Annotated in this window: 34 protein-coding genes and 1 pseudogene; 4 read left to right on the forward strand and 31 right to left on the reverse strand. The window is 65.9% G+C overall.

Going from position 1 to position 24,835, the window contains the following annotated elements:
• Both typA and CEK66_RS13240 read left to right on the forward strand, forming a co-directional pair.
• On the forward strand, nucleotides 1-1,796 hold a 1,796-nt coding region (typA, locus tag CEK66_RS13235; RefSeq protein WP_148830460.1), incomplete at its 5' end, for a translational GTPase TypA.
• A 16-nt stretch (nucleotides 1,797-1,812) separates the two neighbouring features.
• Complete coding sequence (locus CEK66_RS13240; protein ID WP_017913015.1) at nucleotides 1,813-2,298, forward strand: DUF2127 domain-containing protein; 486 nt, start codon at nucleotides 1,813-1,815, stop codon at nucleotides 2,296-2,298.
• A 162-nt stretch (nucleotides 2,299-2,460) separates the two neighbouring features.
• Here the strand turns inward: CEK66_RS13240 and CEK66_RS13245 are convergent, their stop codons facing one another.
• Both CEK66_RS13245 and CEK66_RS13250 read right to left on the reverse strand, forming a co-directional pair.
• Complete coding sequence (locus CEK66_RS13245) at nucleotides 2,461-3,624, reverse strand: mechanosensitive ion channel domain-containing protein (RefSeq protein WP_152237235.1); 1,164 nt, start codon at nucleotides 3,622-3,624, stop codon at nucleotides 2,461-2,463.
• A 267-nt stretch (nucleotides 3,625-3,891) separates the two neighbouring features.
• A complete protein-coding gene (locus CEK66_RS13250; protein WP_026143872.1) occupies nucleotides 3,892-5,286 on the reverse strand; it encodes a 3-deoxy-7-phosphoheptulonate synthase class II in 1,395 nt (464 codons plus the stop codon).
• A gap of 200 nt (nucleotides 5,287-5,486) precedes the next feature.
• Between CEK66_RS13250 and CEK66_RS13255 the strand changes: the two genes are divergently transcribed.
• Nucleotides 5,487-7,628, forward strand: a complete 2,142-nt coding sequence (locus tag CEK66_RS13255) for a TonB-dependent receptor (protein ID WP_152237236.1) — start codon at nucleotides 5,487-5,489, stop codon at nucleotides 7,626-7,628.
• Nucleotides 7,629-7,945: 317 nt separating this feature from the next.
• Nucleotides 7,946-8,848 carry a CocE/NonD family hydrolase gene (locus tag CEK66_RS13260; RefSeq protein WP_152237237.1) on the forward strand — a complete coding sequence of 301 codons (903 nt, stop codon included), beginning with the start codon at nucleotides 7,946-7,948 and terminating at the stop codon, nucleotides 8,846-8,848.
• A 137-nt stretch (nucleotides 8,849-8,985) separates the two neighbouring features.
• Here CEK66_RS13260 and CEK66_RS13265 read toward each other — a convergent pair whose 3' ends face one another.
• The 29 genes and pseudogenes from CEK66_RS13265 to CEK66_RS13410 form a co-directional block, all read right to left on the reverse strand.
• A complete protein-coding gene (locus CEK66_RS13265) occupies nucleotides 8,986-9,498 on the reverse strand; it encodes a disulfide bond formation protein B (RefSeq protein ID WP_152237238.1) in 513 nt (170 codons plus the stop codon).
• 194 nt (nucleotides 9,499-9,692) lie between these two features.
• Nucleotides 9,693-10,076: a 50S ribosomal protein L17 gene (gene rplQ / locus CEK66_RS13270; RefSeq protein WP_010340456.1), complete on the reverse strand. Its 384-nt coding sequence runs from the start codon at nucleotides 10,074-10,076 to the stop codon at nucleotides 9,693-9,695.
• A 200-nt stretch (nucleotides 10,077-10,276) separates the two neighbouring features.
• On the reverse strand, nucleotides 10,277-11,275 hold the full coding sequence (gene rpoA / locus CEK66_RS13275) for a DNA-directed RNA polymerase subunit alpha (protein ID WP_010340455.1): 999 nt from the start codon (nucleotides 11,273-11,275) through the stop codon (nucleotides 10,277-10,279).
• Between the two features lie 51 nt (nucleotides 11,276-11,326).
• On the reverse strand, nucleotides 11,327-11,956 hold the full coding sequence (gene rpsD / locus CEK66_RS13280) for a 30S ribosomal protein S4 (protein ID WP_010340454.1): 630 nt from the start codon (nucleotides 11,954-11,956) through the stop codon (nucleotides 11,327-11,329).
• 14 nt (nucleotides 11,957-11,970) lie between these two features.
• Nucleotides 11,971-12,363, reverse strand: coding sequence for a 30S ribosomal protein S11 (rpsK, locus tag CEK66_RS13285; RefSeq protein ID WP_003470632.1), 393 nt, complete (start codon nucleotides 12,361-12,363; stop codon nucleotides 11,971-11,973).
• A 9-nt stretch (nucleotides 12,364-12,372) separates the two neighbouring features.
• Complete coding sequence (gene rpsM, locus CEK66_RS13290; protein ID WP_010340453.1) at nucleotides 12,373-12,729, reverse strand: 30S ribosomal protein S13; 357 nt, start codon at nucleotides 12,727-12,729, stop codon at nucleotides 12,373-12,375.
• A 340-nt stretch (nucleotides 12,730-13,069) separates the two neighbouring features.
• On the reverse strand, nucleotides 13,070-14,440 hold the full coding sequence (secY, locus tag CEK66_RS13295; RefSeq protein WP_026143874.1) for a preprotein translocase subunit SecY: 1,371 nt from the start codon (nucleotides 14,438-14,440) through the stop codon (nucleotides 13,070-13,072).
• A gap of 7 nt (nucleotides 14,441-14,447) precedes the next feature.
• Nucleotides 14,448-14,891, reverse strand: a complete 444-nt coding sequence (rplO, locus tag CEK66_RS13300) for a 50S ribosomal protein L15 (RefSeq protein ID WP_010340451.1) — start codon at nucleotides 14,889-14,891, stop codon at nucleotides 14,448-14,450.
• Between the two features lie 6 nt (nucleotides 14,892-14,897).
• Entirely contained in the window at nucleotides 14,898-15,089 is a 192-nt protein-coding gene (gene rpmD, locus CEK66_RS13305; protein ID WP_010340450.1) for a 50S ribosomal protein L30, read from the reverse strand.
• On the reverse strand, nucleotides 15,082-15,627 hold the full coding sequence (gene rpsE, locus CEK66_RS13310) for a 30S ribosomal protein S5 (RefSeq protein WP_010340449.1): 546 nt from the start codon (nucleotides 15,625-15,627) through the stop codon (nucleotides 15,082-15,084). The genes rpmD and rpsE overlap by 8 nt, the downstream gene beginning before the upstream one ends.
• Before the next feature lie 155 nt (nucleotides 15,628-15,782).
• The gene (gene rplR / locus CEK66_RS13315; RefSeq protein WP_010340448.1) at nucleotides 15,783-16,142 is read right to left on the reverse strand and encodes a 50S ribosomal protein L18; all 360 of its coding nucleotides are present in this window, start codon (nucleotides 16,140-16,142) and stop codon (nucleotides 15,783-15,785) included.
• A gap of 91 nt (nucleotides 16,143-16,233) precedes the next feature.
• Entirely contained in the window at nucleotides 16,234-16,761 is a 528-nt protein-coding gene (gene rplF / locus CEK66_RS13320; RefSeq protein WP_017908703.1) for a 50S ribosomal protein L6, read from the reverse strand.
• Between the two features lie 16 nt (nucleotides 16,762-16,777).
• Complete coding sequence (rpsH, locus tag CEK66_RS13325) at nucleotides 16,778-17,176, reverse strand: 30S ribosomal protein S8 (RefSeq protein WP_010340446.1); 399 nt, start codon at nucleotides 17,174-17,176, stop codon at nucleotides 16,778-16,780.
• 254 nt (nucleotides 17,177-17,430) lie between these two features.
• Nucleotides 17,431-17,736 (reverse strand): 30S ribosomal protein S14, encoded by a 306-nt coding sequence (gene rpsN / locus CEK66_RS13335; protein ID WP_010341607.1) that lies wholly within the window; start codon nucleotides 17,734-17,736, stop codon nucleotides 17,431-17,433.
• Between the two features lie 108 nt (nucleotides 17,737-17,844).
• Nucleotides 17,845-18,387, reverse strand: a complete 543-nt coding sequence (gene rplE / locus CEK66_RS13340; RefSeq protein ID WP_010341606.1) for a 50S ribosomal protein L5 — start codon at nucleotides 18,385-18,387, stop codon at nucleotides 17,845-17,847.
• 11 nt (nucleotides 18,388-18,398) lie between these two features.
• A complete protein-coding gene (rplX, locus tag CEK66_RS13345) occupies nucleotides 18,399-18,716 on the reverse strand; it encodes a 50S ribosomal protein L24 (protein WP_010341604.1) in 318 nt (105 codons plus the stop codon).
• A 15-nt stretch (nucleotides 18,717-18,731) separates the two neighbouring features.
• Nucleotides 18,732-19,100 (reverse strand): 50S ribosomal protein L14, encoded by a 369-nt coding sequence (gene rplN, locus CEK66_RS13350; protein WP_003486699.1) that lies wholly within the window; start codon nucleotides 19,098-19,100, stop codon nucleotides 18,732-18,734.
• Nucleotides 19,101-19,114: 14 nt separating this feature from the next.
• Nucleotides 19,115-19,384: a 30S ribosomal protein S17 gene (gene rpsQ / locus CEK66_RS13355; RefSeq protein WP_010341599.1), complete on the reverse strand. Its 270-nt coding sequence runs from the start codon at nucleotides 19,382-19,384 to the stop codon at nucleotides 19,115-19,117.
• A gap of 11 nt (nucleotides 19,385-19,395) precedes the next feature.
• A complete protein-coding gene (gene rpmC, locus CEK66_RS13360; protein ID WP_010341597.1) occupies nucleotides 19,396-19,581 on the reverse strand; it encodes a 50S ribosomal protein L29 in 186 nt (61 codons plus the stop codon).
• Nucleotides 19,581-19,994: a 50S ribosomal protein L16 gene (gene rplP, locus CEK66_RS13365; protein WP_003470657.1), complete on the reverse strand. Its 414-nt coding sequence runs from the start codon at nucleotides 19,992-19,994 to the stop codon at nucleotides 19,581-19,583. Before rplP ends, rpmC begins: the two co-directional genes overlap by 1 nt.
• Before the next feature lie 5 nt (nucleotides 19,995-19,999).
• Nucleotides 20,000-20,734 (reverse strand): 30S ribosomal protein S3, encoded by a 735-nt coding sequence (rpsC, locus tag CEK66_RS13370; protein WP_010341595.1) that lies wholly within the window; start codon nucleotides 20,732-20,734, stop codon nucleotides 20,000-20,002.
• A gap of 17 nt (nucleotides 20,735-20,751) precedes the next feature.
• Nucleotides 20,752-21,087 (reverse strand): 50S ribosomal protein L22, encoded by a 336-nt coding sequence (rplV, locus tag CEK66_RS13375; RefSeq protein ID WP_003470663.1) that lies wholly within the window; start codon nucleotides 21,085-21,087, stop codon nucleotides 20,752-20,754.
• Nucleotides 21,088-21,099: 12 nt separating this feature from the next.
• Nucleotides 21,100-21,369, reverse strand: a complete 270-nt coding sequence (rpsS, locus tag CEK66_RS13380) for a 30S ribosomal protein S19 (RefSeq protein WP_010341594.1) — start codon at nucleotides 21,367-21,369, stop codon at nucleotides 21,100-21,102.
• Between the two features lie 6 nt (nucleotides 21,370-21,375).
• Entirely contained in the window at nucleotides 21,376-22,203 is an 828-nt protein-coding gene (gene rplB / locus CEK66_RS13385) for a 50S ribosomal protein L2 (RefSeq protein ID WP_010341593.1), read from the reverse strand.
• Nucleotides 22,204-22,213: 10 nt separating this feature from the next.
• Entirely contained in the window at nucleotides 22,214-22,513 is a 300-nt protein-coding gene (gene rplW / locus CEK66_RS13390) for a 50S ribosomal protein L23 (RefSeq protein ID WP_010341592.1), read from the reverse strand.
• On the reverse strand, nucleotides 22,510-23,115 hold the full coding sequence (gene rplD / locus CEK66_RS13395) for a 50S ribosomal protein L4 (RefSeq protein WP_010341591.1): 606 nt from the start codon (nucleotides 23,113-23,115) through the stop codon (nucleotides 22,510-22,512). The genes rplW and rplD overlap by 4 nt, the downstream gene beginning before the upstream one ends.
• A 12-nt stretch (nucleotides 23,116-23,127) precedes the next feature.
• Nucleotides 23,128-23,778: a 50S ribosomal protein L3 gene (gene rplC, locus CEK66_RS13400; protein WP_010341590.1), complete on the reverse strand. Its 651-nt coding sequence runs from the start codon at nucleotides 23,776-23,778 to the stop codon at nucleotides 23,128-23,130.
• 11 nt (nucleotides 23,779-23,789) lie between these two features.
• Nucleotides 23,790-24,101: a 30S ribosomal protein S10 gene (gene rpsJ / locus CEK66_RS13405; RefSeq protein WP_010341589.1), complete on the reverse strand. Its 312-nt coding sequence runs from the start codon at nucleotides 24,099-24,101 to the stop codon at nucleotides 23,790-23,792.
• Nucleotides 24,102-24,576: 475 nt separating this feature from the next.
• Nucleotides 24,577-24,835, reverse strand: a pseudogene (locus CEK66_RS13410) (elongation factor Tu); the annotation flags it as partial.

Here is a 24,835-nt window from a genome sequence, read left to right on the forward strand (position 1 = left end):
TCGCCCACGTCGACCACGGCAAGACCACCCTCGTCGACTGCCTGCTGAAGCAGTCCGGCACCCTGTCCGAGCGCACGGTGCTGGCCGAGCGCGTGATGGACAGCAACGACCAGGAAAAGGAACGCGGCATCACCATCCTGGCCAAGAACACCGCCATCACCTGGCAGGGCAACCGCATCAACATCGTCGACACCCCCGGACACGCCGACTTCGGCGGCGAGGTGGAGCGCGTGCTGTCGATGGTGGACACCGTGCTGATCCTGGTCGACGCGATGGACGGCCCGATGCCGCAGACCCGCTTCGTGACCCAGAAGGCGTTCGCGATGGGCTTCAAGCCGATCGTGGTGGTCAACAAGATCGACCGCCCCGGCGCGCGCCCGGACTGGGTGATCGACCAGGTGTTCGACCTGTTCGACAAGCTCGGCGCCACCAACGAGCAGCTCGACTTCCCGATCGTCTACACCTCGGCGCTGAACGGCTACGCCTCGCTGGACGACAGCGTGCGCGACGGCGACATGACCCCGCTGTACGAAGCGATCATGCAGCACGCGCCGAAGCCGGACGTGGACCCGGACGGCCCGTTCCAGATGCGCATCAGCCAGCTGGACTACAACAACTTCGTCGGCGTGATCGGCATCGGCCGCATCCAGCGCGGCGTGCTGAAGAAGAACATGCCGGTGGCGGTGATCGACCGCGAAGGCAAGAAGCGCCAGGGCAAGGTGCTGCAGGTACTGGGCTTCCTCGGCCTGGAGCGGATCGAGCAGGACAGCGCGCAGGCCGGCGACATCGTCGCCATCTCCGGCATCCAGGAGCTGACCATCTCCGACACCGTGTGCGCGCTGGAAGCCCCCGAGGCGCTGCCGCCGCTGACCGTGGACGAGCCGACCATCTCGATGACCTTCCAGGTCAACAACTCGCCGTTCGCCGGCAACAAGGACCTGTCCGGCGGCAAGTTCCTGACCAGCCGCCAGCTCAAGGACCGGCTGGAGCGCGAGACCGTGCACAACGTGGCGCTGAAGGTGCAGCAGCTGGAAGACGCCGACAAGTTCCTGGTCTCCGGCCGCGGCGAACTGCACCTGTCGGTGCTGATCGAGAACATGCGCCGCGAGGGCTTCGAACTGGCCGTGTCGCGCCCGGAAGTGATCATCAAGGAGATCGACGGGCAGTTGATGGAGCCGGTCGAGCAGCTGGTGGTGGACATCGAGGAGCAGCACCAGGGCGGCGTGATGGAGAAGCTGGGCATCCGCAAGGGCCAGCTGAAGAACATGGAGCCGGACGGCAAGGGCCGCGTGCGCCTGGACTACATGATCCCGGCGCGTGGCCTGATCGGCTTCCAGAACGAGTTCCGCACCCTGACCCAGGGTTCGGGCCTGCTGTTCCACGTGTTCGACCACTACGGCCCGAAGGAGCAGGGCGCCATCGCCAAGCGCCAGAACGGCGTGATGATCGCCAATGCGCCGGGCGCCACCCCCGCCTACGCGCTGGGCCCGCTGGAAGAGCGCGGCCGCCTGTTTGCCGCCGAAGGCGACAACGTGTATGAAGGGCAGCTGGTCGGCATCCACTCCAAGGACAACGACCTGACCGTCAACGCGATCAAGACCAAGCCGCTGACCAACATGCGCGCCTCGGGCAAGGACGATGCGATCAAGCTGACTCCGGCGATCAAGTACACGCTGGAGCAGGCGCTGGACTTCATCGAGGACGACGAACTGGTCGAAGTCACCCCGAAGGAGATCCGCTTGCGCAAGAAGCACCTGACCGAAAACGAGCGCAAGCGCGCCGGTCGCGCGGGCTAAGGGATAGCGCACGCCCATGGCCGCCGACAAGGCGTACAACCCGGATCCGCACGCGCATCCGGGTCTGCACCTGATCGCACTGCTGGAGGCCGGCAAGGGCCTGCTCGCGGTGCTGGCGGCCACGGGGCTGGAACTGATGGGTCCGGCCCCGCTGCGCGCGGGGGTGGACAAGCTGATCGTGCGTTTCAGCCTGGACCCGGACCACGGCGCCCTGCCCTCGCTGCTGACCATGATCAACCCCGGCGCGGTGCACCTGGCCGCCGCCGGCATGCTCGCCTACGGCGTGCTGCACATCATCGAGGCCTGGGGCCTGTGGCGCGCCAAGGCCTGGGCCTCGCTGCTGGGCTGCATCTCCGCGGCGATCTACCTGCCCTTCGACGTCTACGCGATCGTGCGCCACCCCGGCTGGGCGTCGTGGGCGGTGCTGGCGATCAATCTCGCCGTGGTCGGCATCCTCGCCCGAGATTTGGTGCGGCGGCGCCGGCATCCTCCTGCGGCCTAGCCGCACCCCGCGCCGCGGCGGTGCCGGCTTTCTTCAAGCGATATGCGCCTGCCAGTCACCGGTGGGCGCATTCGCGTTCCTGGCATTCGGCGGGCACCGCTGGTGGTCGCGCAGAAAACCGCATCCCACGCCGCATGATCATGCGGCAAGACCGCTCAGCGATCAGCGGGACGCACGTGCCTCGCCCGCTGTCGCATTCACTGCCGGCGCCCCATCCTCGGCACTGGGCGAACGCATCGCCTCCGAGTCGCTGGCGCGCACCGGCGGATGCGATAGCCGCACCGGCTCCGGCGCCACTTCCGCGCGCAGCAGCGGCAACGCGTAGGCATGCTCGCGCACCAGGAAATCCAGCATGCGTTCGCGCACGATGCAACGCAGGTCGAAGGCGTCGCCGGAGTTGCGCGCACTGACCAGCAGGCGCACCTGGATCGTGCGCTCGCTGGTGTCGGTCACCTGGGTCACGCAGACCCGTCCGTCCCACAGTGGCTCGCTCTTGCAGATCCGCTCCAGCTCGGCGCGCACTTGTGCGATCGGCGTGCGGTAGTCCAGCCACAGGAACGCGGTGCCGAGCAGGTCGGCGCTGTTGCGCGTCCAGTTCTGGAACGGGTTCTCGATGAACCAGGTCAGCGGCACCACCATGCGCCGCTCGTCCCAGATCCGCACCACCACGTAGGAACTGCCGATCTCCTCGATGCGGCCCCACTCGCCTTCGACGATGACCACGTCGTCGAGTCGGATCGGCTGGGTCAGCGCGATCTGCAGGCCGGCGATCAGGTTGCCGAACACCGGCTTGGCGGCGATACCGGCGACCAGGCCGATGATGCCGGCCGAGGCCAGCAAGGTGGTGCCGATCTGCCGCACCGCCGGGAAGGTCAGCAGCACGATCGAGGTGCCCACCAGGATGATCGTGCCCATCGCCACCCGCGCCAGCACCCGGGTCTGGGTCTGCACGCGGCGTGCGGTGAGGTTGTCCGCCACCTCGATCGGATGGCTGCGCAGGATCGCCGTTTCCAGCGCCGCCACGCCGCGCACCAGCAGCCAGGTCACGCAGCCGATCATGCCGATGTGCAGCAGGTGCTGCAGGTCGGTCAGCGCCTTCTCGTCCAGCGGCGTGGATTCGAGCGCGAAGCTGAGCATCAGCATCGGCAGCAGGAAAGCGACCGGCACGCTGATCACGCGCACGATGCGCGCACGCCGGTAGTCGCGGCCGCGCATGCGCTGGGCGATGCGCAGCAACAGCCACCAGGCCAGGAAACCGAGAATCAGCGCGGCGCCGATCGGCAGCGTATAGGCACGCCAGGGCACCCAGTGAAGATCGAGGGTCAAGATGCGCTCCTTTGTCGGGGGGGAGGAGTCGCGACAGTCTGGCAGTGGAGGGATTAGCGCGATGTCGAGCACGCGCGGCGGCGCCGGGCGACGGCAGCCGCATGGCATACAGGCGCGCGTGCAAACGCGTCCGAAAAGCGGCGCATGCCGCCGGCGACGCAAAGCCGGCGCGCGGTATCGCACGCAGCGATGCCGCAGCCGTCGGGCCACGCACGATAATGCGCCGCACATGCGGCAGCGGCACGCGCCGCGGACTACACCAACCGACTACGCCAGCGGCGTGGCGACGTTGCGTCCGTTCTGCTTGCGCACGATCGCCATCGCGATCTCCAGCGACTGCTCGTAGTTCAGGCGCGGGTCGACGCTGGAACGGTAGGCCCGCTCCAGGTCGCGCTCGGTGAGTTCGCGCGCGCCGCCGGTGCACTCGGTGACGTCCTCGCCGGTCAGTTCCAGATGCACGCCGCCCAGGCGGGTGCCGGCCGCGGCGTGGATGTCGAACGACTGCTCCACCTCGCCCAGGACGTTCTGGTAGCGCCGGGTCTTGTAGCCGTTGCTGGTGCTTTCGGTGTTGCCGTGCATCGCATCGCACACCCACAGCACGCGGCGGCCGTCGCGCTTCACCGCGTCCAGCAGCGGCGGCAGCTTCTCGGCGATCTGCGCCGCGCCCATGCGGTGGATGAAGGTCAGCCGGCCCGGCTCGTCTTCCGGATTGAGCACGTCGATCAGGCGCAGCAACTGGTCCGGCTGCGCCGACGGCCCGACCTTGATCGCGATCGGATTGCGGATACCACGGAAGTACTCCACATGCGCGCCGTCCAGCGCCGCGGTGCGCATGCCGATCCACGGATAGTGCGTGCTGAGGTTGAACCAGCCCCACTGCCGCGGGACCTCGCGGGTCAGCGCTTCCTCGTAGGGCAGCAGCAAGGCCTCGTGCGAGGTGTAGAAATCGACGCGATTGAGGTTGTACAGCTGCGCGCCGGACAGGGTCTCCATGAAGCGCACCGCATCGCCGATCGAGGCCACCATCTTCTGGTAGTCCTCGGCCAGCGGCGAGCAGCCGACCCAGCTCAGGTTCCAGTACTCGGGATGGTGCAGATCCGCGAAGCCGCCGTCGATCAGCGCGCGCACGAAGTTCATGGTCATCGCCGAACGCGAGTGCGCGGTGATCATGCGCCGCGGGTCCGGCACCCGCGCCTGCGCGGTGAACTCCGGGCCATTGACCACGTCGCCGCGGTAGCTGGGCAGGGTCACGCCGTCGCGGGTCTCGGTATCGGCCGAGCGCGGCTTGGCGTACTGCCCGGCGTAGCGACCGACCCGCACCACCGGCAGGCGCAGGCCGTGCACCAGCACCAGGCTCATCTGCAGCAGCACCTTGAGCCGGTTGGAGATGGTGCCGGATTCGCAATCGCTGAAGTTCTCCGCGCAATCGCCGCCCTGCAGCAGGAAGCGCTTGCCTTCCTGCGCCTCGGCCAGCTGCTTCTTCAGCGCGAAGATCTCCCAGGAGGTCACCAGCGGCGGCAACTGCCGCAGTTCCGTCAGCGCGGTCTCCAGCGCCTGCGGGTCCGGATACACCGGCATCTGCAGCGCCGGCCTGTCACGCCAACTGGCAGGTGACCAGGACGACGAGGCGGATGCGGACACGGCGGCGGCGGACAGATTCATGAAAGGACTCCTTGGCAGTGTGCGATGTTCGCAGAGCCGGGGCGCGCCGCATAGCGCCGCATACCGGTCACGCTGGCAGCGCCAGGACATGAACGGCAAGCAACATCGCGACGCCACCATGACTTCCGGCCTACGCCGGCGTTTTTGCGAAAGCACACTGTTATTAAGTAACAATTCCTTTCCATTCGGTCCACCTCGCCATGACACCTCGCCCCCTCTCCTCCGCCATCGCCCTGATCCTCCTGGTCGCCCCCGGCCTCGCCCTCGCTGCGGATACCGCCGCCGACAGCAGCGCTGCCGCCGAGCCGACCGTCGATCTCGATCCGGTCACCGTCACCGCCAAGCTGGAAGCTGCGCGCAACGCGCTGTCGCCGGACATCGGCAGCAGTCAGTACGCGATCAGCGCCGAGGACATCGCGCGCCTGCCGCTGGGCGCTTCCACCCCGCTCAACCAGGTGCTGCTGCAGGCGCCGGGCGTGGTCCAGGATTCCTATGGCGGCATCCATGTGCGCGGCGACCACGCCAACCTGCAGTACCGCATCAACGGCGTGATGATCCCCGAATCCATCTCCGGCTTCGGCCAGACCCTGGATCCGCGCACGATCAAGAACATCCGCCTGCTCGACGGCGCGCTGCCGGCGCAGTTCGGCGACCGCACCGCGGCGGTGGTCGACATCACCACCAAGAACGGCGTGGAACTGGGCAACGGCGGCAGCGTCGGCATCACCGGCGGCTCCTACGGCACGCTCAACCCCAACGCCTCGTGGTGGGGCAGCGACGGTCGCTTCAGCTGGTTCGCCAGCGGCAACTACCTGCAGAACCGCATCGGCATGGAGAACCCGACCGACAGCGACAACCCGATCCACGACAAGACCCACCAGGGCAAGGGCTTCGCCGACCTCAGCTATCTGCTGAACGAGAACACCCGGCTCAGCCTGCTGGTCGGCTACGCCAACAACCGCTTCCAGATCCCCAACAACCCGGGACAGACGCCGGCGTTCACCTACCAGGGCAACAGCACCTTCGATTCGGCGCAGCTCGACGAGAACCAGCGCGAGAACACCCGTTTCGGCACCCTGGTGCTGCAGGGCGCGCTCGGCGACACCAGCTACCAGCTGTCGGCCGGCCAGCGCTACAGCAGCGTCGCGTTCTCCCCGGACATCGCCGGCGACCTGATCTTCAACGGCATCGCCTCGCAGGTGCAGCGCGCCAACCGCGCCAGCACCCTGCAGGCCGACTTCTCCACGCCGTGGGGTAGCACCCACACCCTGCGCTACGGCGTGTACGGCAACTTCGAACACGCCAACGCCAGCAACAACGCCTATGTGTTCCCGGCCAACGACGACGGCAGCCAGAGCAGCGACGTGCCGCTGTTCATCCCCGACGCCAGCCGCTTCCACGCCAGCACCTACGCGGTCTACCTGCAGGACGAGTGGCAGCCGAGCGACGCCTGGACCATCAACTACGGCGTGCGCGGCGACCGCTACAAGGCCTTCGGCACCACCGAGGGCCAACTCAGCCCGCGCCTGGGCGTGGTCTGGCACGCCAGCGACAGCACCACCCTGCACGCCGGCTATGCGCGCTACTTCACCCCGCCGGCCACCGAGCTGATCTCCACCAGCGACATCGCCCTGTACGACGGCACCACCAACCAGCAGTCGGCGGCGGGTGGCCCGACCAAGCCGCTGAGCGAGCGCAGCGACTACTACGACCTGGGCATCTCGCAGATGGTCGGCGACCACCTGACCCTGGGCCTGGACACCTACTACCGCAAGGCCGATCGCCTGCAGGACGAAGGCCAGTTCGGCGCCGCCTACGTCTACTCCACCTTCAACTACCGCTACGGCCGCATCCGCGGCGCCGAGTTCAGCGCCGACTACAGCAACGGCCCGATCAACGCCTACTTCAACGCGGCCTACAGCAAGGCCATGGGCAAGCGGGTGATGACCAGCCTGTACAACTTCGACCCGGATGCGCTGGCCTACGCCTACGACCACTGGATCCACCTGGACCACGACCAGAAGCTGACCTCCTCCGGCGGCATCAACTACGCCCTGGCCGACGACAGCCGCATCGGCGCCGACTACCTGTTCGGCAGCGGCCTGCGCACCGACGCCGACGGCGTACCCAACGGCGGCGAGCTGCCGGCGTACTTCCAGCTCAACCTCAGCGCCGGCCACGACTTCGCCCTGGCCAGCAGCCACCCGCTGCACGCACAGCTGGCCGTGCTCAACGTGCTCGACCGCCACTACCAGTTGCGCGACGGCGGCGGCATCGGTGTGTTCGCGCCGCAGTGGGCGCCGCGCCGCGGCGTCTACCTGAGCCTGCAGCAGGACTTCTGAGCAAGTCCCTGACGGCGGCCTGCGGCATGTCGCGCGACGTGCCGCAGGCCACGACACGATGGATGACGGCGGTTGTGGCGGAGTGATGCAAACGCAACGGCGGCCAGGAAGCCGCTACCGGTCGGTCGAGGGGCCGCCGCCAATCGCCGGGTAAGATGCATCCGGACCACCCGACCAAGGCACGTCCAGCAGGACAGCGAAGCCGCGCGCCGCGTCGTGGCCGTGGGATCGCCCAGCGGAGGCAGCGCCACACGGCACGCCGATCGCACACGAACCGCCACGACGCGTTGCCACGCCCCTCCAGGCAGGTTTCGCACATGCGCCAGCACTTGTTCGCCGCCTTCGCGGCCACCCTTCTCGCCTGCGTTGCGCCATTGCCGGTGCATGCCAAGCGCGTTACGGACTTCCGGATGCCGGTGGTCTTAGAAGGCGTCGGCTACGATCTCGCCGCGCGCGTGTATCGCCCCACGGGCCACGGTCCGTTCCCGCTGATCGTCATCCACCATGGCACGCCCGCGGACAAGCGCAAGCTCGCCGACACCCGCCTCGGCTTCGCCCGCGCCGCGCGCTGGTTCGCCGCCCGTGGCTACATGGTGGTGCTGGCGCTGCGGCCTGGCTACGGCAGTTCCAGCGGCAGCTACCTGGAAGGCGCAGGCAACTGCCACGACGTCGATTTCGTCGTCGCCGGGCGCAAGATCGCGGCGGCCGAGGCGGCGATCGTCGACGCCGCCGCTCGCCTTCCCGACGTGGACCCGCAACGCATCGTCGTGGTCGGCCAGTCCGCCGGCGGCCTCGGCGCGGTGGCGCTGGCCGATGCGCCGCCACCCGGCGTGCGTGGCGTGATCAGCTTCGCCGGCGGGCGCGGCAGCAACGGCAAGGAGGTCATCTGCGCCGGCGAGGACCGCCTGGTCGGGGCGGAGAAGACGCTGGGCGCGGCGAATATGCTGCCGCAGCTATGGCTGTACGCCGAAAACGATCACTTCTTCCGGCGCGACCTGGCGCACCGCATGTACGCCGCCTACCGCGCCGGCTCGACGCCGCCGGTGACCTTCGTCGACCTGCCGCCGTTCGGCGACGATGGCCACAAGAGCTTCGCCCAGGCCGATCCGTCGGTGTGGGCAACACCGGTGGCGGCGTTTCTCGCCCAGGTCCTGCCGAAGGCTGCGAAGGCGCCTGCGCAGGCCGGTCTCGCGCCAGCGATGGAGGCGCCAGCCAAGTAGGTCGGCAGGATCGCAGGGCGACCTGTACGCGACGACAGCGAGCGCCGACGCTTCCCGGCGTGACCGCGGCACCGCCCAGCAACGCTGCCGCCAGGCGCCCGGTCAGGCCGGGCGATCGACGCGCAGCAGGCGCATGCTCAGATCAACGTGCGCTTGCGGCTCTTGAAGCCCGCATACAGCGCGAACACCCCCAGCAACACGAAGCAGATCAGGCACCACATCGGCATCGACAGGCCGAGGAAGCGCCAGTCGATGTTGCCGCAGTCGCCGGTTCCGGTCAGCACCCGGCGCAGCACCTCGAACGGCCCCATGGTCTCGCGCAGGAAACTCAGCGGCGGGCCGCAGGACGCCATCGGGTCCGGGAACAGCTGCACCGAGACATGCTTGGTGGAGATGCCGGCGCCCACGAGCGCGGCCAGGAACGCCAGGACGCCATAAATCTTGCGCCCGCCGGCGCTGCGCGGCCCGTGCAGGGCACCGAGCAGGAACAGCACGCCCAGTGCGGCGAACGCGATGCGCTGGAAGATGCACAGCGGGCACGGCTCGATGCCCAGCTGCAGCTGCACGAAGATCGCATAGCCCAGCAGGGCGGCACAGATCAGAAAGCCGAGCAGGAACTGCGCGCGGAAACCCCAACGTAACGGATTCATCGGACTCGAACTCGCATCGACGATCCACGCATTATCCGCGATCGTGCGCTCCATCACCATGTGTCATGGCGCTGTCCGCCGCCCCAGCCCGCGCCGCGACCGCGCTCTCCCCGTCCCCAAGCCCGACTCCGCGATCCCCCAAAAACAAAAAGCCCGGACATGCCGGGCTTCTTGATGCTGCAGATGCGAACCGATTACTCGGCCACTTCCTCGGCCACGGCCGGGCGATCGACCAGCTCGACGTACGCCATCGGCGCGTTGTCGCCGGCACGGAAGCCGCACTTGAGGATGCGCAGGTAGCCACCCGGGCGCGCCTGGTAGCGCGGGCCCAGCGTGGTGAACAGGGTGCCGACCGCTTCCTTGTCGCGCAGGCGGGCGAACGCCAGGCGGCGGTTGGCGACGTTGTCGACCTTGGCCAGGGTGATCAGCGGCTCGGCGACGCGGCGCAGTTCCTTGGCCTTCGGCAGGGTGGTCTTGATCAGCTCGTGCTTGATCAGCGACGCCGCCATGTTCTTGAACATCGCTTCGCGGTGGGCGCTGGTGCGGCTGAACTTGCGGCCGGATTTCTGGTGACGCATGGGTTGGGATTCCTATGGAAGAGTGTGACTGTTGGAGATCGCTGTCGCCGTCCTGGCGTTGAAAGTGGACTGCGGATGGTCCGTGCCGGCCGTCCCTGACCGGGCGACGCCGCGGGCTTGGCGACCCGTCGACGTGGTGATGCGGATGAAGCGAACGACACGCGGCCGATGCCTTGCGGCACCGGCCGGATGCGCAAAACTCAGCCGAGCATGCCGTGCTGGGCGACGCCGGCCGGCGGCCAGTTCTCCAGCTTCATGCCGAGCGACAGGCCACGCTGGGCCAGCACTTCCTTGATCTCGGTGAGCGACTTCTTGCCCAGGTTCGGGGTCTTGAGCAGCTCGACTTCGGTCTTCTGGATCAGATCGCCGATGTAGTAGATGCTCTCGGCCTTCAGACAGTTGGCCGAACGCACGGTCAGTTCCAGATCGTCGATCGGACGCAGCAGCACCGGATCCACGCCGTTGCTGGCCGGCTTGGCCGCGCCACGGTCGCGATGGGTGAAGTCGCCGAACACCGACAGCTGGTCGCTGAGGATGTCGGCGGCGGTGCGCACGGCTTCCTCGGCATCGATCGTGCCGTTGGTTTCGATGTCCAGGACCAGCTTGTCCAGGTCGGTACGCTGCTCGACGCGGGCCGATTCGACCGCGTAGGCGACGCGGCGCACCGGCGAGAACGAGGCGTCCAGGACCAGGCGACCGATGGTGCGGGTCTCTTCGTCCGGACGGCGGCGCGCGGCGGCCGGCTGATAGCCGAAGCCACGCTCGATCTTCAGACGCATGTTGATCGCCGTGTCCTTGGTCAGGTGGCAGATCACGTGGTCGTTGTTGAGGATCTCGACGTTGTGGTCGGTCTTGATGTCGGCGGCAGTGACCGTGCCCGGCCCCTGCTTGGACAGCGACAGCGTGGCGCTGTCACCGGTATGCATGCGGATGGCCACGTCCTTGAGGTTCAGCAGGACTTCCAGCACGTCCTCCTGCAGCCCTTCGACCGTGGTGTACTCGTGCAGCACGCCGTCGATCTCGACTTCGGTGATCGCGAAGCCGGGAATCGAGGACAGCAGCACGCGACGCAGGGCGTTGCCCAGCGTATGCCCATACCCGCGCTCCAAGGGCTCGATCACGACCTTGGCGCGGTTGTCGGTAAGGCGTTCGATCTGCGGCCCACGCGGGCGCAGAACCTGGTTGGCGGTAACCGTCATGTTGCGGGTTCTCCTGACGAGCCTCCGTGGACCGGAGGCTCTCCGATGTGATTACTTCGAATACAACTCGACGATCAGCGCTTCGTTGATGTCGGCAGGCAGGTCCGCACGGTCCGGCACGGCCTTGAAGATGCCGCTGAACTTCTTCGAATCGACCTCGACCCACGACGGGTTCAGGTCGTGCGTTTCGGCAACGGTCAGCGCTTCCTGCACGCGAAGCTGCTTCTGCGCCTTTTCCGACAGGGCGATCGCGTCGCCGGCCTTGACCTGGTACGAGGCCAGGTTCACCGACTTGCCGTTGACCAGCACGCCGCGGTGCGACACCAGCTGGCGCGCGGCCGGACGGGTGACGGCGAAGCCCATGCGGTAGACGACGTTGTCCAGGCGGGTTTCCAGCAGCTGCAGCAGGTTCTCGCCGGTGTTGCCCTTCTTGGTCGAGGCCTTCTTGTAGTAGTTGCGGAACTGACGCTCCAGCAGACCGTAGATACGCTTGACCTTCTGCTTCTCGCGCAGCTGGGTGGCGTAGTCGGACAGCTTGCCCTTGCGGGCGGTCGCGCCGTGCTGGCCGGGCTTCTGCTCCAGCTTGCACTTGGAGTCCAGCGCACGCGCCGGGCTCTTGAGGGAAAGATCGGCGCCTTCGCGGCGCGCGAGCTTACAGGTAGGACCGATATAACGAGCCATTTCTTATCGCTCCTTTAGACGCGACGCTTCTTCGGCGGACGGCACCCGTTGTGCGGGATCGGCGTCACGTCGATGATGTTGGTGATCTTGTATCCGACGTTGTTCAACGAACGGACGGCGGACTCGCGACCCGGACCCGGGCCCTTGATGCGCACTTCCAGCGACTTCACGCCGTAGTCGAGCGCAGCGCGCCCGGCCTTCTCGGCGGCCACCTGCGCCGCGAACGGCGTGGACTTGCGCGAACCGCGGAAACCGGCGCCACCGGAGGTCGCCCAGGACAACGCATTGCCCTGACGGTCGGTGATGGTCACGATGGTGTTGTTGAACGAAGCGTGGACGTGGGCGACGCCGTCGGTGACGACGCGCTTGATCTTCTTCTTGGTCTTTGCTGCTGCGGGCTTAGCCATGTCGGTCCCTTACTTCTTGATCGCCTTGCGCGGACCCTTGCGGGTGCGGGCGTTGGTACGGGTGCGCTGACCGCGCAGGGGCAGGCCACGACGGTGACGCAGGCCGCGATAGCAGCCCAGGTCCATCAGTCGCTTGATGGCGATGCCGATTTCGCGACGCAGGTCGCCTTCGACGATGTACTTGCCGACTTCGAGACGCAGGCGCTCGATTTCCGGCTCGGACAGGTCGCGGATCTTGGTGGTCGAGGTCACGCCTGCGGCTTCGCAGACCTTCTTCGAACGGGTACGGCCGATGCCGTAGATGCTTTGCAACCCGACCCAGACGTGCTTCTGGGCTGGCAGGTTGACGCCTGCAATACGCGCCATGACGCGGTTCTCCAACTGAGTGATGGCCCGACGGCGCACCACGGCGCCATCCGGCAGGATGGATCAAAAAGTGAACTTGTAAGTCTAGCAAGGTCTCGGGTTACATGGAAGCCCGCGGAACCGCAAGGTTCCGCAAGCCCGGCATGGGGAGTGTGCCCATGCTCCGGCGCCGGACGTCGTTGGCGAGGCGATGTGTCCACCTTGCCGCCCGCGCTACTCCAGCGCAGGACCACCACGTCTCACCCGCGCACGAGACCGCTGCACGGGCCGCCCTTCAAGTCGGAAGACTGCGCCCGGGAGCCGGGGGCGTCTTCGCGGAAGGATTCAAACAGTATAGCAATCAACCGCGGGCAAAACCGCCGCCGCGCGAGCCGCCCTTGAGGTTGGCCTTCTTCAACAGGCTCTCGTACTGGTGCGACATCAGGTGCGCCTGGATCTGCGCGATGAAGTCCATCACCACCACGACCGCGATCAGCAGCGAGGTGCCGCCGAAGTGGAACGAGGTGCCAAGCTGGGCACGCATCACTTCCGGCAGCAGGCACACGATCACCAGATACACCGAGCCGGCCGCGGTCAGGCGGGTCAGCACGCCGTCGACATAGTCGGCGGTGGCCTTGCCCGGACGGATGCCTGGAATCAGCGCGCCGGACTTCTTCAGGTTGTCCGCGGTTTCCTGCGAGTTGAACACCAGCGCGGTATAGAAGAACGCGAAGCCGATGATCAGCGCGGCGAACACGATCATGTGCACCGGCTCGCCCGGGCCCAGCGCGTTGGCGATGCGCTGCAGCCACATACCGAACGTGCTGTTGGAAGCGGCCTGGCCCGACCACATCGACAGCGTCGCCGGGAAGGCGAGGATGCTCGAGGCGAAGATCGGCGGAATCACGCCGGCCATGTTGAGCTTCAGCGGCAGGAACGAGGTCTGGTTCATGTACGCGTTGCGACCGCCCTGGCGGCGCGCGTAGTTCACCGTGATCCGACGCTGCCCGCGCTCGACGAACACCACGAACAGGGTGAAGGCGAGGATGGTCAGGACGATCAGCAACAGCGAGATGAAGCTCATGTTGCCGTCGCGGTAGGCTTCCACGGTCTGGATCGCCGCCGCCGGCAGGCCAGCGACGATGCCGGCGAAGATGATCAGCGAGACGCCGTTGCCGATGCCGCGCTCGGTCACCTGCTCGCCGACCCACATCAGGAAGATGGTGCCGGCGGTCAACGCGATCACCGCGGTGAGCACGAAGCCCATGCCGGGGGCGTAGACGACCGGCGCGCCGCCCGGTGCAGTCTGGTTCTGCAGCGCCAGGGCGATACTGCCGCCCTGCACCACCGCCAACAGCACCGCGCCGATGCGCGAATACTGGGTGATCTTGCGCCGGCCCGACTCGCCTTCCTTCTGCATCGCCTTCAGCGACGGAAAGATGTGCGTGGCCAGCTGGATCACGATCGACGCCGAGATGTACGGCATCACGTTCAGCGCGAAGATGCTGAAACGGTGCAGGGCGCCGCCCGAGAACATGTTGAACATGTCCACGATGCCGCCGCCCTGCGCCTGCATCAGCGCAAGCATGGCTTCGGGATTGACGCCCGGCACCGGCACGTAGCAGCCGATGCGATAGACGATCAATGCGCCGAGAACGAACAACAGGCGCTGGCGAAGTTCCGTGAACTTGCCGAGCCCGCCGCCGAGGTTACCCATGCCAGCCTGCGCCATCTGCGTGTTACTCCTGCACGCTGCCGCCGGCAGCTTCGATTGCCGCCTTGGCACCGGCGGTCGCCGCAACGCCCTTCAGCACGAACTTCTTGGTCAGTTCGCCCTTCAGGACCACCTTGGCCTTCTTCGCGGTGCTCGGGACCAGCTTCGCGGCGCGCAGCGCAGCGAAATCGATCTCGCCGGCCGGCAGGTTGTCGAGCTGGTAGGACAGCACTTCGGCGGTGTCCTTGGCCATCTTCGAACGGAAGCCGATCTTCGGCAGGCGGCGCTGCATGGGGGTCTGGCCGCCTTCGAAGCCGGCCTTGATCTTGCCGCCGCCCTTGCGCGCGAACGAACCCTTGTGGCCGCGGCCGGCAGTCTTGCCGAGGCCGGAACCGATGCCGCGACCGACGCGGGTACGCTCGGTACGCGCGCCCGGAGCGGGCTTCAGATCATTCAGATGCAAAGTCATGGTCGATTACTCCTCAACCTGGACGAGGTACTGAACCTTGTTGATCAGGCCGCGCACTTGCGGGCTGTCCTTCAGTTCGCGCACATCGTTGAGCTTGTTCAGGCCCAGGGCACGCACCGACAGGCGGTGACGCGACTGGGTACCACGCAGGCCGCGCACCAGGCGCACCTTGACGGTCTTGGTGGATTCATTAGCCATGGGTCAGATCCTCCACCTTCTTGCCGCGCTTGGCCGCGATGCGGGCCGGCGACTGCATGTCTTCCAGGCCGCGCAGGGTGGCGCGCACCAGGTTGATCGGGTTGCGCGAACCGACGGCCTTGGCCAGCACGTTCTTCACGCCCACCGCTTCCAGCACGGCGCGCATCGCGCCGCCGGCGATCACGCCGGTACCTTCCGAGGCCGGCATCATGAACACGCGCGCCGCGCCGTGACCGGACTTCACCGGGTGCCACAGGGTGCCGTTGTTCAGATCGATGTTGAGCATGCCCTTGCGCGCATACTCCATCGACTTCTGGATCGCGACCGGCACTTCGCGCGCCTTGCCGTAACCGAAGCCGATCTTGCCGTTGCCGTCGCCGACCACGGTCAGCGCGGTGAAGGTGAACTGACGACCGCCCTTGACCGTCTTGCTGACGCGGTTGACCGCGACCAACTTCTCGATCATGCCGTCGTCGACTTTCTCTTCGCGGTTGCGGTCGCGATCACGACCCCGCGGTGCACGCTGTTCTTCAGCCATTGTGATGTCCTTGATAGAGGAAAAGATTTACGGCTTCGTTGCCGCTTGTGGTTGTGGTCTGGAGCCGTGTTCCCCGGACGCGCGCAGAAGGCGCGCCAAGGTCCGATGCAGCCCGCATCGGCGGGACGGACGCGGCATCGCCGCGCCCGCAAGGATCAGAACTGCAGGCCGCCTTCGCGCGCGGCGTCGGCCAGCGCCTTGATGCGGCCGTGGTAGCGGTAGCCCGAGCGGTCGAAGGCGACCTTCTCGACGCCCGCGGCCTTGGCGCGCTCGGCGATCAGCTTGCCCACCTTGGCGGCGGCGTCGCTGTTCTTGCCGTTCTTCAGGCCGTCCTTGACGTCGGCCTGCAGGGTGTTCGCCGCGGCGAGGACCTTGGAGCCGTCGGCGGTGAAGACCTGCGCGTACAGGTGCTGGCCGGTGCGCAGCACCGACAGGCGGGCGACGCCGAGCTCGCGGATGTGGGCGCGGGTCGACTTGGCGCGACGCAGGCGGGCGATGTTCTTGTTGATGCTCATGGTATGTGTCCTAGGAAAGCTGAAGGGGAACAGGCTTTTGCAGTGGAGAGTCCGGCCATGGATGGCCGGGCTCCTCGCAGAAGGACCTGCCTTAGGCCTTCTTGGCTTCCTTGCGAATGATGGCTTCACCGGCGTACTTCACACCCTTGCCCTTGTAGGGCTCCGGCGGACGGAAACCGCGGATCTTGGCGGCGACTTCGCCGACGCGCTGCTTGTCGGCGCCCTGCACCAGGATCTCGGTCTGGGTCGGAGCGGCCAGGGTGATGCCTTCCGGCGCGCTGAACACGATCGGGTGCGAGAAACCGAGCGCCAGGCTCAGGTCCTTGCCCTGCATCGTGGCACGGTAGCCGACGCCCACCAGCTCGAGCTTGCGCTCGAAGCCCGCGGACACGCCCTGCACCATGTTCGCCAGGATGGCACGAACCGTGCCGGTGATGGCGATGTGCGACGGATCGTTCGCCGACAGCGTGGCGACACCGTTTTCCTGCTTGATTTCGACGCCGGCCGGCTTCGGCAGCGACAGGGTGCCCTTCGGGCCCTTGACGCTGACCTGATCGGCCTGGACGGTGAGTTCGACGCCCTTCGGGAGGGAGATCGGCTTCTTGGCTACGCGGGACATGTGAGTGCTCCTTCCCTTAGGCCACGAAGCACAGGACTTCGCCACCGACGCCGGCCTGACGGGCCTGCGCATCGGTCATGATGCCCTTGGACGTGGAAATGATGGCAACGCCCAGACCGCCGAGAACCTTCGGCAGCTCGGTCTTGCCGCGATACTGGCGCAGACCCGAACGCGAAACGCGCTTGAGCGTATCGATGACCGGACGGCCCTCGAAATACTTCAGCACGATTTCCAGTTCGGACTTGTTGTTCTCGATCGCGTTGACGCGCAGATCGCTGATGTAGCCTTCGGCCTTCAGCACTTCGGCGATCGCAACCTTGATCTTGGAGGACGGCATCTTCACCGTCGGCTTGCCAACCGCGGCCGCATTCTTGATGCGGACCAGCAGGTCGGCGATGGGATCAGTCATGCTCATGGTGTCTACCTTTGAGTGCACCGATATCCGCTTTCGCGAAAATCTTGTGTGGTGGAGCGGTGGAATGACGCAGGGGGTGAAGCGCGCAACCGCCGGAGGAACCCGCGGCGGCTGCCATACCCGTCCCTGCCGCGAGGCAAGGAGCGGGAGTATACGACAAAAAGTCCGACTTGCGTCGGACTCGTTGTCTGAACGACACGCGGGCGGCTAGACCGCCCTGCCCGGCCCCGCGAACGGGACCGGCGCCGCTGGCATTACCAGCTGGCCTTGCGCAGGCCCGGAACGTCGCCGTTCATGGTCGCCTTGCGCAGCATGTTGCGGCCCAGGCCGAACTTGCCGTAGACGCCACGCGGGCGGCCGGACAGTTCGCAACGGGTCCGCTGGCGGCTCGGCGACGAATCGCGCGGCAGCTTCTGCAGCTTGGTCACGGCCTCGGCCTTCTCGTCGTACGAGGCGGTGCCGGAGGCGATGATCTTCTTCAGCGCATCACGCTTGTCGGCGAACTTCTTCGCCAGCTTCTTGCGCTTGATGTCGCGGTTGACCATGGAGGTCTTTGCCATCTGTAAATCCTCGGGATTCGAGATTGGGGATTTGAGATCTGCGGAACCCGGGCTGGCGGGCCTGACGCCCTTCCATCCCGAATCCCGAATCCCGAATCCCGGCGTCAATCAGTTACGGAACGGGAACTTGAACGCTTCGAGCAGCGCCTTGGCTTCGGCGTCGGTCTTGGCGGTGGTGGTGATGGCGATATCCATACCGCGGATCGCGTCGACGGCGTCGAAGTCGATTTCCGGGAAGATGATCTGCTCCTTCACGCCCATGTTGAAGTTGCCGCGGCCGTCGAACGAACGACCCGAGACACCACGGAAGTCGCGCACGCGCGGCAGCGAGATGTTGATCAGGCGGTCCAGGAACTCGTACATCTTGGCGCGACGCAGCGTGGTCTTGCAGCCGATCGGCCAACCATCGCGGATCTTGAACGACGCCACCGAGATGCGCGACTTGGTCACCACCGGCTTCTGGCCGGAGACCTTGGCCATGTCGGCGACGGCGTTTTCCAGGATCTTCTTGTTCGTCGCCGCCTCGCCCACGCCCATGTTCAGCGTGACCTTGACCAGCTTCGGCACTTCCATCGGATTGGTGTAACCGAACTTCTTCATCAGAGCCGGTACCACTTCTTCCTTGTAGATCTTTTCGAGACGGGAAGTCATTGTGTCATTCCTCAGGCGTCGAGCGCCTCACCGCTGGAGCGGAACACACGCAGTTTGCGTCCATCCTCCAGCACCTTGAAGCCAACGCGGTCGCCCTTGCCCGTGGCCGGGTTGAGGATCGCAACGTTGGAAATATGGATCGACGCTTCGCGCTCGACCACGCCGCCGGCGACGCCCGCCTGCGGGTTCGGCTTGGTGTGGCGCTTGACGATGTTCGCGTTGGAGACGACCACGCGGTCGCCGTCGACGCGGACGACTTCGCCCTGCTTGCCCTTGTCCTTGCCGGTGGTGACGACGACCTGGTCGCCCTTCTTGATACGGTTAGCCATGTGTATGTCCTCCGCTCACAGCACTTCGGGAGCGAGCGAGACGATCTTCATGAACTTCTCGGACCGCAGCTCGCGGGTCACAGGCCCGAAGATGCGCGTGCCGATCGGCTCCTGCTTGTTGTTGAGCAACACCGCGGCGTTGCCGTCGAAGCGGATCAACGAACCGTCCGGACGACGCACACCCTTGCGGGTACGCACGACGACAGCGTCGTAGACTTCGCCCTTCTTGACCTTGCCGCGCGGGATCGCGTCCTTGACGGTGACCTTGATGATGTCGCCAATGTGCGCGTAGCGGCGCTTGGAGCCGCCGAGCACCTTGATGCACATCACTTCCTTGGCACCGGAATTGTCGGCGACGTCGAGGTAGCTCTGCATCTGGATCATGATTCAGATCTCCCTTATTCGGCCGCGCGGGTGACGATTTCCACCACCCGCCAGTTCTTGGTCTTGGACATCGGCGCAATCTCGGTCACGCGCACGACATCGCCTTCGTTGCAGGCGTTGTCGGCGTCGTGGGCGTGGAGCTTGGTCGAGCGCTTGATGTACTTGCCGTACAGCGCATGCTTGACCTGACGCTCCACCAGCACGGTGACGGTCTTGTCCATCTTGTTGCTGACCACACGGCCTTCGACCGTGCGCAGCGTCTTGCTTTCGTTATTGTCGCTCATCGCGGCCATCCTTACTTCGTGCTGCCGAGCAGGTGCTTGACGCGAGCGATCTCGCGGCGCACCCGGCGGGTTTCGTGAGTCTTCGGCAGCTGCCCGGTGACCTGCTGCATGCGCAGGGCGAACTGCTCCTTGCGCAGATCGGTCAGGTGGGCCTTCAGATCGTCGGCCGACTTCTCGCGGAGTTGTTTGATGTCCATCAGCGTACCGTCCGGGTCACGAAGGTGGTGGTCACCGAAAGCTTGGCAGCGGCCAGGCGGAACGCCTCGCGCGCGACATCTTCGCCGACGCCTTCGATTTCATAGATCATGCGACCGGGCTGGATCTGCGCGACCCAGTACTCGACGTTACCCTTACCGGAGCCCATTCGCACTTCGATCGGCTTCTTGGTGATCGGCTTGTCCGGGAACACGCGGATCCACATCTTGCCGCCGCGCTTGACGTAGCGGCTGATCGAGCGGCGCGCCGCTTCGATCTGGCGCGCGGTCAGCTGACCGTGCGCCGTGGCCTTCAGCCCGTACTCGCCGAAGCTGACGGCGTTTCCGCTCCACGCCAGGCCGTCGTTACGACCCTTGTGCATCTTGCGGTATTTGGTTCGCTTGGGTTGCAACATTGCCGTTACCTCGCTTCACGGGCCGGACGCGACGGACGGTCGCCACGGTCGCCGCGATCGTTACGATCGTTGCGCGGGGAATCGTCCTGCTTTTCCTGGCCAACCTGGGAGAAATCGAAGATCTCGCCCTTGTAGATCCAGACCTTGATGCCGATGATGCCGTAGGTCGTCTTGGCTTCGGCGAAGCCGTAGTCGATGTCGGCACGCAGCGTGTGCAGCGGCACGCGGCCCTCGCGGTACCACTCGGAACGGGCGATTTCCGCACCGTTCAGACGGCCGGCGACGTTGACCTTGATGCCCAGGGCACCCAGGCGCATCGCGTTGCCGACCGAGCGCTTCATCGCGCGGCGGAACATGATGCGACGCTCCAGCTGCTGCGCGATCGACTCGGCGACCAGCTGCGCATCCAGCTCCGGCTTGCGCACTTCGGTGACGTTGATGTGGGCGGGGACGCCCATCATCTCGCTCACTTCCTTGCGCAGCTTCTCGATGTCCTCACCGCGCTTGCCGATCACCACGCCCGGACGGGCGGTGTGGATCGTCACGCGCGCGGTCTTGGCCGGACGCTCGATCAGGATCTTGCTGATGCCCGCCTGCGCCAGCTTCTTGCGCAGCATTTCGCGGACCTTGAGGTCGGCTGCCAGGTAACCGGCAAACTCGGCCTTGTTGGCGTACCACTTGGAATTCCAGTCCTTGGCGATACCCAGGCGGATTCCGATCGGATGAACTTTATGACCCATCGTCTTTTCCTTTCCGCTTACTTGGCGGCGCCCACAACCACAGTGATGTGGCTGGTGCGCTTGAGGATGCGGGTACCGCGGCCTTTCGCCCGCGCCATGAAACGCTTCAGGGTCGGACCTTCATCAACCATGATGGTCTTGACCTTCAGCTCGTCGACATCCGCGCCTTGATTGTTCTCGGCATTGGCGATCGCCGACTCCACCACCTTCTTGATCAGGTGGGCAGCCTTCTTGTCCGAGAACTTCAGCAGGTTGACCGCCCGCTCGGCGGAAAGACCGCGCACCTGGTCGGCGACCAGGCGGGCCTTCTGCGGGGAGATGCGCGCGGTGCGCAGGATTGCTTTCGCTTCCATCGTCATCTCTCCTTACCGGCCCGACTTCTTGTCGCCACCGTGACCCTTGAAGGTCCGGGTGACGGCAAATTCGCCGAGCTTGTGGCCGACCATGTTCTCGTTGACCAGCACCGGAACGTGGTTCTTGCCGTTATGCACGGCGATGGTGAAACCCACCATCTCCGGCAGGATCATCGAACGTCGCGACCAGGTCTTGATCGGACGCTTGCTGCCGGCCGCGGCCTCCACCTTCTTGACGAGGTGGTGATCGACGAACGGGCCCTTCTTGAGTGAACGTGCCATGGTCGATTAGCCCCTACGATCGCGGACGATGAATTGTTCGGTGCGCTTGTTATGGCGCGTCTTGTAACCCTTGGTCGGGACACCCCACGGGGTGACCGGATGCGGATTACCCTGACCGGCCTTCGCCTCACCACCACCGTGCGGGTGGTCGACCGGGTTCATGGCCGCACCGCGAACGGTCGGACGCACGCCGCGCCAGCGCTTGGCGCCCGCCTTGCCCAGCTTCTCGAGGTTGTGCTCGTCGTTGCCGACTTCGCCGATGGTGGCGCGGCACTCGGACGGCACCTTGCGCATTTCGCCGGAGCGCAGACGCAGGGTGGCGTAGATGCCTTCACGCGCGACCAGCTGCACCGCGGCGCCGGCGGCACGCGCGATCTGCGCGCCCTTGCCCGGCTTCAGCTCGATCCCGTGGACGGTGGTACCGACCGGGATGTTGCGCAGCGGCAGGGTGTTGCCGGTCTTGATCGGCGCATCCGAACCCGCGATCACCTGGTCGCCGGCCTTCAGGCCCTTTGGCGCGATGATGTAGCGGCGCTCGCCGTCGGCGTAGCACAGCAGGGCGATATGGGCGGTGCGGTTGGGATCGTATTCGATCCGCTCCACGCGCGCCGGGATACCTTCCTTGTTGCGCTTGAAGTCGATGACGCGGTAGTGCTGCTTGTGGCCACCGCCGACGTGGCGGGTGGTGATGCGGCCGTGGTGGTTACGACCACCGGACTTGCTCTGCTTTTCCACCAGTGCAGCGTGCGGGGCGCCCTTGTGCAGATCGGGCGTGACCACGCGCACGGCCGAACGACGGCCTGCGGAGGTGGGCTTGAATTTCATCAATGGCATGGGATGTACCTCAGGCCTTGGCCGTTACGTCGATGGACTGGCCTTCGGCCAGACGCACGTACGCCTTGCGCCAATCGCCGCGACGACCGCTGCGCGAACGGAAGGACTTGTTCTTGCCCTTGACGTTCAACACGTTGACCGACTCGACCTTGACGTCGAACAGCTGCTCGACCGCGGCCTTGACATCGGCCTTGGTGGCTTCGTTCGAAATCTCGAAGACGTACTGATTGGAGAGTTCCTGCAGGCGCGCGGTCTTTTCGGAGACACGCGGAGCGCGCAGCACGCTGAAGATTTTTTCGTTGCTGCTCATGCCAGCCACTCCTCGACCTTCTTGACCGCATCGGCGGTGATCACGACCGTGTCGGCCCCGACCAGCGACACCGGATCCAGGCCCTGCACGTCGCGCACTTCCACGTAGGGAAGGTTGCGGGCGGACAGGTACAGATGCTCGGACGCTTCTTCGGTCACGATCAGCGGGCGCTTGCCCACTTCCAGACCCTTCAGCTTCTCGACCAGGCCCTTGGTCTTGCTGGCCTCGACGTCGAACGCGTCGACGACCATCAGGCGGCCCTGGCGGTTCAGTTCCGAGAGGATCGCGCAGATGGCCGCGCGGTACATCTTGCGGTTGACCTTCTGCTCGAAGCTGCGCGGCTTGGCCGCGAAGGTCACGCCACCGCCGACGAAGATCGGAGCGGTCAGCGCGCCGTGGCGAGCGCCACCGCCCTTCTGCTTCTTCGACTTCTTGGTGGTGCCGTTGACTTCCGAACGCGTCTTCTGCGCCTTGGTGCCGGCGCGGCCGGCGTTGCGATAGGCGACGACGACCTGGTGAACCAGATCCTCGCTGAAATCGCGGCCGAACACGGCGTCGGAGACCGAGACCTTGTTGTTGCTACCCGTGATAACGAGTTCCATCGTCATCTCTCCTTATGCCTTGCTAGCCGGACGCACGATCACGTCGCCACCGGCAGCGCCAGGCACAGCGCCGCGAATGGCGATCAGGCCACGCTCGACGTCGACCTTGACCACTTCCAGATTCTGCGTGCTCTGCTGCACCGCGCCCATGTGGCCGGACATCTTCTTGCCCGGGAAAACGCGACCCGGGGTCTGGCGCTGACCCAGCGAACCCGGCGCGCGATGCGACAGCGAGTTACCGTGGGTGGCATCGCCCATGCGGAAGTTGTGCCGCTTGATGGTGCCCTGGAAGCCCTTACCCTTGGTGACGCCCTGGACGTCGACCTTCTGGCCGACGGCGAAGATGTCCGCCTTGATTTCGCCGCCGACGGCGAACTCGCCCAGCTGCGCGTCCTCGACGCGGAACTCCCACAGGCCGCGACCCGCTTCGACCTTCGCCTTGGCGAAATGGCCGGACGCCGGCTTGTTGACCAGCGCGGCGCGACGGGCGCCCACGGTGATCTGCACGGCGCTGTAGCCGTCGGCTTCGACGGTCTTGAGCTGGGTGATGCGGTTCGGGGTCGCTTCGATCAGGGTGACCGGGATGGAGCGGCCGTCTTCGGTGAAGACGCGGCTCATGCCGGCCTTGCGGCCCACGAAGCCCAACGAATACTTCTTCGTCATGGTCGTAGTCCTCAGGTCAACTTGATCTGGACATCGACGCCAGCCGCGAGCTCGAGCTTCATCAGCGCGTCCACGGTCTTGTCGTTGGGGTCGACGATGTCGAGCACGCGCTTGTGCGTGCGGGTCTCGTACTGGTCACGCGCGTCCTTGTCGACGTGCGGGGAAACGAGGATGGTGTAGCGTTCGATCTTGGTCGGCAGCGGGATCGGGCCACGCACTTGCGCGCCGGTCCGCTTGGCCGTCTCGACGATCTCGCTGGCCGAACGGTCGATCAAACGATGATCGAACGCCTTCAGCCGAATCCGGATCTTTTGGTCCGCCATGACGGTGGGTTCCTTCGTTAAAAGAGCGACGGGCAAGGCCTCTGGGATACCTGCCCCGGTTGTTTCCTGATGTCGTACCGCAGAGCATCCGGCTCGGCGGGGGCATTCCTCCGCCCCAAAAACTGGGGCAGACCAGTCGACCCGGCCTGCCCAGACGGAAAAGTATAATGCGCAGCTAGAGCAGCGTCAACAACCCGGGGCTGTTGAGTGCTCCATGCGACGCGACCTTCCCGGTCCTGCGAACACGAGCGGCGTCCTGCCTCTCTTTTCGCTGTCTTACCGGCGCCCTACCCAGGAACGCCGAGCCGCGCATTATAGCGACGACTTCACGCCTCCGCAACACCTCGCGCTAACAAATCGCCAGAACGTTCGCATGCCCGGAAACGACGAAGGGCCGGCTTGCGCCGACCCTTCGCGATGCCGGCGACCGAGGTCGCTGGCGATTCCAGCCGGCGGCCTGCGCCGCCGGAGGGCATTACTTGATGATCTTGGCCACCACGCCGGCGCCGACGGTGCGGCCGCCCTCGCGGATCGCGAAGCGCAGGCCTTCGTCCATCGCCACCGGGTTGATCAGCGTCACCACCATCTTGACGTTGTCGCCCGGCATCACCATTTCCACGCCTTCCGGCAGTTGCACCGCACCGGTGATGTCGGTGGTGCGGAAGTAGAACTGCGGACGGTAGCCCTTGAAGAACGGGGTGTGACGGCCGCCCTCGTCCTTCGACAGCACGTAC

The organism is Xanthomonas sp. LMG 12460, from assembly GCF_009192895.1.
Lineage (GTDB): Bacteria > Pseudomonadota > Gammaproteobacteria > Xanthomonadales > Xanthomonadaceae > Xanthomonas_A > Xanthomonas_A sontii.

Coding starts and splice junctions, on each gene's coding strand:
- CEK66_RS13240 (WP_017913015.1), top strand. CDS start 1,813: ATGGCCGCCGACAAGGCGTACAACCCGGATCCGCACGCGCATCCGGGT.
- CEK66_RS13250 (WP_026143872.1), bottom strand. CDS start 5,286: ATGAATCTGTCCGCCGCCGCCGTGTCCGCATCCGCCTCGTCGTCCTGG.
- CEK66_RS13255 (WP_152237236.1), top strand. CDS start 5,487: ATGACACCTCGCCCCCTCTCCTCCGCCATCGCCCTGATCCTCCTGGTC.
- CEK66_RS13260 (WP_152237237.1), top strand. CDS start 7,946: ATGCGCCAGCACTTGTTCGCCGCCTTCGCGGCCACCCTTCTCGCCTGC.
- CEK66_RS13265 (WP_152237238.1), bottom strand. CDS start 9,498: ATGAATCCGTTACGTTGGGGTTTCCGCGCGCAGTTCCTGCTCGGCTTT.
- rplQ (WP_010340456.1), bottom strand. CDS start 10,076: ATGCGTCACCAGAAATCCGGCCGCAAGTTCAGCCGCACCAGCGCCCAC.
- rpoA (WP_010340455.1), bottom strand. CDS start 11,275: ATGACGGTTACCGCCAACCAGGTTCTGCGCCCGCGTGGGCCGCAGATC.
- rpsD (WP_010340454.1), bottom strand. CDS start 11,956: ATGGCTCGTTATATCGGTCCTACCTGTAAGCTCGCGCGCCGCGAAGGC.
- rpsK (WP_003470632.1), bottom strand. CDS start 12,363: ATGGCTAAGCCCGCAGCAGCAAAGACCAAGAAGAAGATCAAGCGCGTC.
- rpsM (WP_010340453.1), bottom strand. CDS start 12,729: ATGGCGCGTATTGCAGGCGTCAACCTGCCAGCCCAGAAGCACGTCTGG.
- secY (WP_026143874.1), bottom strand. CDS start 14,440: ATGGCGCAGGCTGGCATGGGTAACCTCGGCGGCGGGCTCGGCAAGTTC.
- rplO (WP_010340451.1), bottom strand. CDS start 14,891: ATGACTTTGCATCTGAATGATCTGAAGCCCGCTCCGGGCGCGCGTACC.
- rpmD (WP_010340450.1), bottom strand. CDS start 15,089: ATGGCTAATGAATCCACCAAGACCGTCAAGGTGCGCCTGGTGCGCGGC.
- rpsE (WP_010340449.1), bottom strand. CDS start 15,627: ATGGCTGAAGAACAGCGTGCACCGCGGGGTCGTGATCGCGACCGCAAC.
- rplR (WP_010340448.1), bottom strand. CDS start 16,142: ATGAGCATCAACAAGAACATCGCCCGCCTGCGTCGCGCCAAGTCGACC.
- rplF (WP_017908703.1), bottom strand. CDS start 16,761: ATGTCCCGCGTAGCCAAGAAGCCGATCTCCCTCCCGAAGGGCGTCGAA.
- rpsH (WP_010340446.1), bottom strand. CDS start 17,176: ATGAGCATGACTGATCCCATCGCCGACCTGCTGGTCCGCATCAAGAAT.
- rpsN (WP_010341607.1), bottom strand. CDS start 17,736: ATGGCAAAGACCTCCATGGTCAACCGCGACATCAAGCGCAAGAAGCTG.
- rplE (WP_010341606.1), bottom strand. CDS start 18,387: ATGACTTCCCGTCTCGAAAAGATCTACAAGGAAGAAGTGGTACCGGCT.
- rplX (WP_010341604.1), bottom strand. CDS start 18,716: ATGGCTAACCGTATCAAGAAGGGCGACCAGGTCGTCGTCACCACCGGC.
- rplN (WP_003486699.1), bottom strand. CDS start 19,100: ATGATCCAGATGCAGAGCTACCTCGACGTCGCCGACAATTCCGGTGCC.
- rpsQ (WP_010341599.1), bottom strand. CDS start 19,384: ATGAGCGACAATAACGAAAGCAAGACGCTGCGCACGGTCGAAGGCCGT.
- rpmC (WP_010341597.1), bottom strand. CDS start 19,581: ATGGACATCAAACAACTCCGCGAGAAGTCGGCCGACGATCTGAAGGCC.
- rplP (WP_003470657.1), bottom strand. CDS start 19,994: ATGTTGCAACCCAAGCGAACCAAATACCGCAAGATGCACAAGGGTCGT.
- rpsC (WP_010341595.1), bottom strand. CDS start 20,734: ATGGGTCATAAAGTTCATCCGATCGGAATCCGCCTGGGTATCGCCAAG.
- rplV (WP_003470663.1), bottom strand. CDS start 21,087: ATGGAAGCGAAAGCAATCCTGCGCACCGCGCGCATCTCCCCGCAGAAG.
- rpsS (WP_010341594.1), bottom strand. CDS start 21,369: ATGGCACGTTCACTCAAGAAGGGCCCGTTCGTCGATCACCACCTCGTC.
- rplB (WP_010341593.1), bottom strand. CDS start 22,203: ATGCCATTGATGAAATTCAAGCCCACCTCCGCAGGCCGTCGTTCGGCC.
- rplW (WP_010341592.1), bottom strand. CDS start 22,513: ATGAGCAGCAACGAAAAAATCTTCAGCGTGCTGCGCGCTCCGCGTGTC.
- rplD (WP_010341591.1), bottom strand. CDS start 23,115: ATGGAACTCGTTATCACGGGTAGCAACAACAAGGTCTCGGTCTCCGAC.
- rplC (WP_010341590.1), bottom strand. CDS start 23,778: ATGACGAAGAAGTATTCGTTGGGCTTCGTGGGCCGCAAGGCCGGCATG.
- rpsJ (WP_010341589.1), bottom strand. CDS start 24,101: ATGGCGGACCAAAAGATCCGGATTCGGCTGAAGGCGTTCGATCATCGT.